The sequence below is a fragment of the Micromonospora sp. NPDC007271 genome (genome assembly GCF_040634005.1).
Classification (GTDB): Bacteria; Actinomycetota; Actinomycetes; order Mycobacteriales; family Micromonosporaceae; genus Micromonospora.
In genome coordinates, this window is sequence record NZ_JBEYER010000085.1 from 24096 (window position 1) to 31549 (window position 7454).

A 7454-nucleotide genomic window follows, 5' to 3' on the forward strand; every position below is an offset into this window, starting at 1 on the left:
GTCCCCGTCCTCGCCCGGAACGGGGGCACGCCCCGAGGCGGCGGGCGGAGCCGACCGGTGGGCGGGCTCAGCGCTTCGCGAGGGCGCGGAGGAAACGGTCGGCGATCGGCACCGCGCTGGCCGTGCTCGCCCCGCCCTGCTCCACGAAGACCGCGAACGCCACGTCGCCCTGCCACCCGACGAACCAGGCGTGGGTGTGCGCCGGGTTGTTGTCGTACTCGGCCGTGCCGGTCTTGCCGTACACCGGCTCGCCCGGGGCGCCCTTCAGGGCGCTCGCGGTGCCGCTGGTTACCACCGCGCGCATCATCGTCTTCAGCGCCGCCACGGACTCGGCCTTCAGCGCCGGGCCGGCCGGCGCGGGCTTCGCCGGTGCGGGGTCGAGCAGCAGCTTCGGCTGCTCCCAGTGGCCCCGGGCGACGGCGGCGGTGGCGGCGGCCATGGCCAGCGGGCTGACCAGGGTGGTGCCCTGCCCGATCGCGGCGGCGGCCTGCTCGGTGGCCGAGCCGTTGGCGGAGACCGAGCCGGTGAAGGCCTCCGCGCCCAGGTCCCACTCCGCCTCCAGGCCGAGCGTACGGCCGGTGGTGGCGAGACCGTCCGGCCCGAGCTTCGGCGCCAGCGCCACGAAGGCGGTGTTGCAGGACTTCGCGAAGTCGGTGCTGAACGGCACCGCCCCCAGCTCGAAGTCGTCGGAGTTCTTGAACGAGCGGCCGTCCACCTCGGCGGTCTTCGGGCAGTTGACCGTCGCCTCCGGGGTCACCGCCCCATTGTCGAGCAGGGCGAGCGCGCTGACCATCTTGAACGTCGAGCCGGGCGGCACCTGGGCGGTAAAGGCGAGGTTCTCGCCGGCCGGGCCGGGGCCGTTGGCGGCGGCCAGGACCGCGCCGTCGCTGATCCGGACGGCCACCAGGGCGGAGCGCCGGGCCTGGCCGCGCAGCGCCGCGTCGGCGGCGTTCTGAACGGCCAGGTCGAGGGTGGTCTTCAAGGGCTGGCCGGCCTTCGGCGTGCTGTGGAAGATCGGCTCGCCGCGGCTGGCGCCGGGTTCGTCCGGGAGGGGGCGCTCGATGAGCACGCTGACGCCGGGAGTACCGCGCAGCCGGTCGTCGTAGCGGCCCTGGAGGCCACCGTGGCCGACCAGGTCGCCCCGGACGTACTTGTCGGGGTGGGCCTTCAGGTCGTCGGCCTGGGCCGGGTCGACCGTGCCGAGCAGGGCCCGGGCGAACTCCCGGGTGGGCGCCAGGTCGAGCTTGTCGGCCTGGAACCTCGTGCCGGGCAGGTCGTAGATCCGGGGCTTGATCTGCCGGTACGCCTCGTCGCGCAGCGTCACCACCTCGACGAACGCGTCCGGTTCGGCCTCGACGATGCGCTTGGGCAGGTCGGCGAGGTCGACCGGCGGGACGAGCGCGGGGCGGATCGCCTTGAACGCGGCGTCGAACTGCCGGACCAGCGCCTTCACGTCGGCGACCTCGCTGGGCTGCACGCCCACCCGGACCACCGGCCGGGGGGCGACGATCGGGTTGCCCGCGCCGTCCAGCAAGCCGGCCCGGGGCGCGGTGTCGCGGCTCAGCGTGAGTCGGTCGCCCTTCTCCAGCTTCTCGTGCACCACGACGGGTTCCCAGATCACCTGCCACTGGTCGTCGTCGCCGTGCTTGAGGCGTACCGGGCTCTCGTAGCTCCAGCGGGTCTGGCCCGGCAGCGTCCAGGTCACCTGGATCCGGGCGGTGGCCAGGTCGGCGGTGACCTTCGCGTCGCCGATCCGCTTGAGCTCCGGCGGGGTGGCGGCCAGTTCGCCGGAGAGCTCCCTGATCTCCTTCGCCACGTCGGCGGCCGGGACACGGGCGCCGGTCGGGTCGATGAAGCCGACCGCCTGCAGGTCGCCGGAGCGCCAGCCCTTCAGGAACGCCTCGACGCTGCCGTCCGGCCCGTCCTCGCCCGAGCACCCGGTCAGCGCGCCCGCCGCCAGCGCGGCGGCGGCCAGTGCCGCGAGAAGTGGGCGGCGGGGGGAGCGGCGGCGGCGAACGGGGTACGACACAGGCATGGAGTCCCTCCGGTGTGAAACTGCCCTGCACCGTAGTACGTCGGGCTTGTCCCCACCGCCCCGGCAGCCCTCCGAGGTGCGCAAAGAGCACCTGTGCCAGTGTGATGAACATCGCGAGCCGGGGTACTCCGCGACCGGCCGACCACGAACCCGCAACGGGTGAAAGGACAGAGTCCCGAACCGGACGTCCGGCCAGTGGTCCGCCGACGAATGGGCAGAGCGGTAGGGCCTAGGCTGGGCGGGAAGAGTGACCCACAACGCGGTGGGTCGAGGGGAGTGGCACCGATGGACCGGCGTCCGGCGACTAAACCGGGACCCGACCTCCGGCAGGCTGATACCGGCCGGGCAGATGACAGCTTCGATTCGGCGACCGACGGGGACGGTTTCGGCCGTCTTGACACAGGAGTGACCGGGATGACCGGTTCCAGCATCGACACCCTTCACGAGTTGGGCCTGCCCGCGCAGGCGCTGGCCGACGAGTCGGAGGATGCCGCGCTGGACGAGCCGGTACCCAACGCGGAGCGCCTGGTGGCCCAGGCCGTCGCGCTGGCCGGGGACGACCACGACGCGGCGACCCTGGTCGGCCGATTCTGGCGATTCGCGCCGGACGAGGAGCTGATCGGCTTCACCGCCGAGGAGATGCTCGAGGCCGCCCGGGCGCACCGGGATCTGGCCCAGCAGCGCGTGCCCGGTGAGCTGAAGCTGCGGATCCACGAGCCGGACGCGGAGCAGCACCACACGGTCATCGAGATCGTGACCGACGACATGCCGTTCCTGGTCGACTCGGTGACCGCGCTGCTCAACGCGCACCACCTCGACGTGCATCTGCTGGTGCATCCGCTGGTGGTGGTCCGCCGCGAGCCGCTGGGCCGGTTGATCGAGGTGTCCGCCGACGTGGAGCCGGACGACGCGATCGCCGGTGACCTGGTCGAGAGCTGGATGCACATCGAGATCGACCCGATCCGGGACCCGGCCGAGCGGGAGAAGCTGCGCAAGGAACTGCAGCGGGTGCTCACCGACGTCCGGGAGGCGGTCGAGGACTGGCCGAAGATGCGCCAGCGGGCCCTGGCCCTGGCCGACGAGCTGGCCGCCGCGCGGACCTCGGACAGCCGGCCGCCGGTGCCGGAGAAGGACATCACCGACTCGGTGGAGCTGCTGCGCTGGCTGGCACACGACCACTTCACCTTCCTCGGCTACCGCGAGTACCGCCTCGTCGACACCGACGGCGCGGACGGCGGCCAGGCCCTCGAGGCCGTCCTCGGCACCGGGCTGGGCATCCTGCGGTCGGACTCGCCGGAGGCCCGGGCGCTGTCGTCGATGACTCCCGAGGCGCACGAGAAGGTGCTGGAGAAGCGCCTGCTGATCATCACCAAGGCGAACTCGCGGGCCACCGTGCACCGCTCGGCCTACCTCGACTACATCGGCTTCAAGATCTTCAACGAGGCCGGCGAGGTGGTCGGGGAGCGGCGCTTCCTGGGCCTGTTCTCCACCGCCGCGTACCGGACCAGCGTGCAGGAGCTGCCGGTGGTCCGTCGCAAGGTCGCCGAGGTGCTGGACCGCTCCGGGCTGAGCCTGCGCAGCCACTCCGGCAAGGACCTGCTGCAGATCCTGGAGACCTACCCGCGCGACGAGCTGTTCCAGATCAAGACCGACGACCTCTACCACGCGGTGATCGGCGTTCTGCGGATGGCGGGCCGCCGGCAGCTGCGGGTGTTCCTGCGCCGGGACGGGTACGGGCGGTTCATCTCCTGCCTGATCTACCTGCCCCGGGACCGCTTCACCACCCAGAACCGGCTGCGCATGCAGGACATCCTGCTGCGGGAGCTGAACGGCGTCGGGGTCGACTACACCACCCGGGTCACCGAGTCGATGCTCGCGCGGGTGCACTTCATCGTCCGGACCGACCCGGGCAACCCGCCCGGGGAGATCGACGCCGACCTGCTCGCCGAGGAGCTGGCCGACGCCACCCGGCTCTGGGACGACGACTACCGGCTGGTGCTCGAGCGGAAGCTCGGGGACGAGCAGGCCAAGCACCTGTTCGTCCGGTACGCCGACGCGTTCCCGGAGGGGTACAAGGACGGGCACACGCCGTACGAGGCGATGAAGGACCTGGCCAAGCTGGAGCTGCTGGAGGAGCCCGGCCAGCTGGAGATGCACCTGTTCCGCAAGCAGCTCGCGCCGCGGGTGAACGGCGGCCGGGGCGAGGACGTCGACGAGGTGATGGACGTCCGGTTCAAGGTCTACCGGTACGGCGAGCCGATGATGCTCTCCGCGGTGCTGCCGGTGCTGCACTCGCTCGGCGTCAAGGTCGTCGACGAGCACCCGTACGAGGTGGAACGGATCGACGGCCGGATCTGGCTGTACGACTTCGGCCTGCAACTGCCCGAGTCGCACCAGGACCTGGCCGAGGTCCGCCCGCACGCGGAGAACGCCTTCGCCGCCGCCTGGCGGGGCGAGGCCGAGGTGGACGGCTTCAACGAGCTGGTGCTCCGGGCCGGGCTCACCTGGCGGCAGGTGGTGGTGCTCCGGGCGTACGCGAAGTACCTGCGGCAGGCGGGCACCGTCTTCTCCCAGGAGTACCTGGAGCAGACCTTCATCGCGTACCCGAAGATCGCGTTGTTGCTGGTGGAGCTCTTCGAGACCCGGTTCGCCCCGGGTGCGACCACCATGGACGAGCGGCGGCGGCGCAGCGACGAGCTGGTCGCCGCGATCGGCGCGGCGCTCGACGACGTGGCCAGCCTCGACCAGGACCGCATCCTGCGGTGGTTCCTGACCCTGATCCAGGCCACCCTGCGGACGAGTTTCTACCAGAAGCTGGTCGGCGGACGGCCCAAGTCGTACGTGGCGTTCAAGCTGGACCCGCAGGCGATCCCGGACCTGCCCGCGCCGCGGCCCAGGTTCGAGATCTTCGTCTACTCGCCCCGCTTCGAGGGCGTGCACCTGCGGTACGGGCCGGTGGCCCGGGGCGGCCTGCGCTGGTCCGACCGGCGGGAGGACTTCCGCACCGAGGTGCTCGGCCTGGTCAAGGCGCAGATGGTGAAGAACGCCGTGATCGTGCCGGTGGGCGCCAAGGGCGGCTTCGTGCTCAAGCAGAAGCCGGGCGACCGGGACGAGGCCGTGGCCTGCTACAAGCAGTTCGTCGGCGCGCTGCTGGACGTCACCGACAACATCGTGAGCGGGGAGATCGTGCCGCCGGAGGACGTGGTCCGGCACGACGGCGACGACCCGTACATGGTGGTGGCGGCGGACAAGGGCACCGCGACCTTCTCCGACATCGCCAACGAGGTCTCGGCCGCGCACAACTTCTGGCTCGGCGACGCGTTCGCCTCCGGTGGTTCGGCCGGCTACGACCACAAGAAGATGGGCATCACCGCCCGGGGCGCCTGGGAGTCGGTGAAGCGGCACTTCCGGGAACTGGGGCACGACACCCAGACCCAGGACTTCACCGTGGTGGGCGTCGGCGACATGTCCGGCGACGTGTTCGGCAACGGGATGCTGCTCTCCAAGCACATCCTGCTGGTGGCCGCCTTCGACCACCGGCACATCTTCCTGGACCCGAACCCGGATGCGGCCATCTCCTGGGAGGAGCGCAAGCGGCTGTTCGACCTGCCTCGCTCGTCCTGGCAGGACTACAACCCGGAGCTGATCTCCGAAGGCGGCGGGGTGTATGCGCGTACCGCCAAGTCGGTCCCGATCAGCCCGCAGGTGCGGGAGCGGCTCGGCCTCGACGACGACGTCGAGCAGCTCTCTCCGCAGGAGCTGATGAAGGCGATCCTCACCGCGCCGGTGGACCTGTTCTGGAACGGCGGCATCGGTACCTACGTGAAGGGGGCGACGCAGACCAACGCCGAGGTCGGGGACAAGTCCAACGACGCCATCCGGGTGGACGGCAAGAGCCTGCGCTGCCGGGTGGCCGGCGAGGGCGGCAACCTGGGCTGGACCCAGCTCGGCCGGATCGAGTACGCGCAGAACGGCGGCCGGAACTTCAGCGACTTCATCGACAACGCGGCCGGGGTGGACTGCTCCGACCACGAGGTGAACATCAAGATCCTGCTCAACACGGCGGTCGCCGACGGCGAGCTGGACCGGCCGGCGCGCGACGAGCTGCTGGCCCAGATGACCGACGAGGTCGCCGAGCTGGTGCTGCGGTCCAACTACGAGCAGGCTCGGGCGCTCACCAACGCCCGGGCGCAGGCTGCCTCGCTGCTCCCGGTGCACCGCCGGATGATCAACGAGCTGGAGCGCTCCGGGGCGTTGGACCGGGCTCTCGAGGGGCTCCCGCCGGACGAGGAGCTCGCGGTCCGGACCGAGAGCGGGCTGACCGCGCCCGAGTTCGCGGTGCTGCTGGCGTACGTCAAGATCGCGCTGGAGCGGGAGATCGTCGGCGAAGGGCTGCCCGACGAGGAGTGGACGAACGAGATCCTCGTCAACTACTTCCCGACTCCGCTGCGTGAGCGGTTCGCCGACCGGATGGGCCGGCACCGGCTGCGCCGCGACATCGTCACGACCGTGCTGGTCAACGAGGCCATCAACTGGGGCGGCATCTCGTTCGTCTTCCGGGCTGTCGAGGAGACGGCCGCGTCGGCGGCGGACGTGCTGCGGGCGTACGTGGTGGTGCGCGAGGTGTTCGGGCTCCGCGACCTCTGGAAGGCGATCGAGGAGCTGGACAACAAGGTCTCGCCGGAGCTGCAGACGAACCTTTCCCTGGACACTCGGCGGCTGCTCGACCGCGCGGTGCGCTGGCTGGTCACCAACCGGCGCTCGCCGATCGACGTGCCGGGGGAGATCGCCCGGCTGCGGGACGGGGTGGCCCGGCTCCTGCCCGACCTGGAGAACCTCTTCTACGGCAGCGAGCGGGAGGCGATCGTCGCCCACATCGACTCGCTGACCGAGAAGGGGTTGCCTCGCGAGCTGGCCGAGCAGACGACGCGGCTGATGTACGGCTTCGGCCTGCTCGACGTGGTGGAGACCGCCCAGTCGACCGGTCGGGACGTGAGCGAGGTGGCCGCGGTCTACTTCGTCCTCTCCGACCGGTTCCGGGTCGACGCCCTGCTGTCGAAGATCTCCCTGCTGCCGCGGGAGGACCGCTGGCAGACGCTGGCCCGGATGGCGCTGCGCTACGACCTGTACGCCGCGCTGGCCGCGCTCACCGCGGAGGTCCTCGGCTCCACCTCGGACAGCCTGCCGCCGGTCGACCGGGTGCAGGAGTGGGAGCAGGCGAACGCCACGTCGATCCACCGGGCGCACCGGGCGATGGGCGAGTTCGACGAGTCCCGGGCCGACCTTTCCGCCCTGTCGGTGCTGCTGCGGCAGATCCGTACCCTGGTGCGGACCTCGGCGGCGGCCTGACCCGTCACATCTCGGTCCGTGACCAGTTGGCGGAGTGGGACGCGCGGGGTCGGCAGCGGCCGACGTTGGT

At 71.3% G+C, this 7454-nt stretch carries 2 protein-coding genes; one reads left to right on the plus strand and one right to left on the minus strand.

Features of this window, described 5'->3' with window-relative positions; all coding sequences use genetic code 11:
• Window positions 1–67: 67 nt before the first annotated feature.
• Window positions 68–2035, minus strand: coding sequence for a penicillin-binding transpeptidase domain-containing protein (locus ABZ570_RS25655; protein WP_358068632.1), 1968 nt, complete (start codon window positions 2033–2035; stop codon window positions 68–70).
• A 285-nt stretch (window positions 2036–2320) separates the two neighbouring features.
• On the opposite strand from ABZ570_RS25655, the gene ABZ570_RS25660 reads away from it, so the two are divergent.
• Window positions 2321–7384 (plus strand): NAD-glutamate dehydrogenase, encoded by a 5064-nt coding sequence (locus ABZ570_RS25660; protein ID WP_358068635.1) that lies wholly within the window; start codon window positions 2321–2323, stop codon window positions 7382–7384.
• The last annotated feature ends 70 nt before the right edge of the window (window positions 7385–7454 follow it).

Excerpts from the sequence above, each read along its gene's own strand:
- ABZ570_RS25655 (WP_358068632.1), bottom strand. The coding sequence starts at position 2,035 with ATGCCTGTGTCGTACCCCGTTCGCCGCCGCCGCTCCCCCCGCCGCCCA.
- ABZ570_RS25660 (WP_358068635.1), top strand. The coding sequence starts at position 2,321 with ATGGACCGGCGTCCGGCGACTAAACCGGGACCCGACCTCCGGCAGGCT.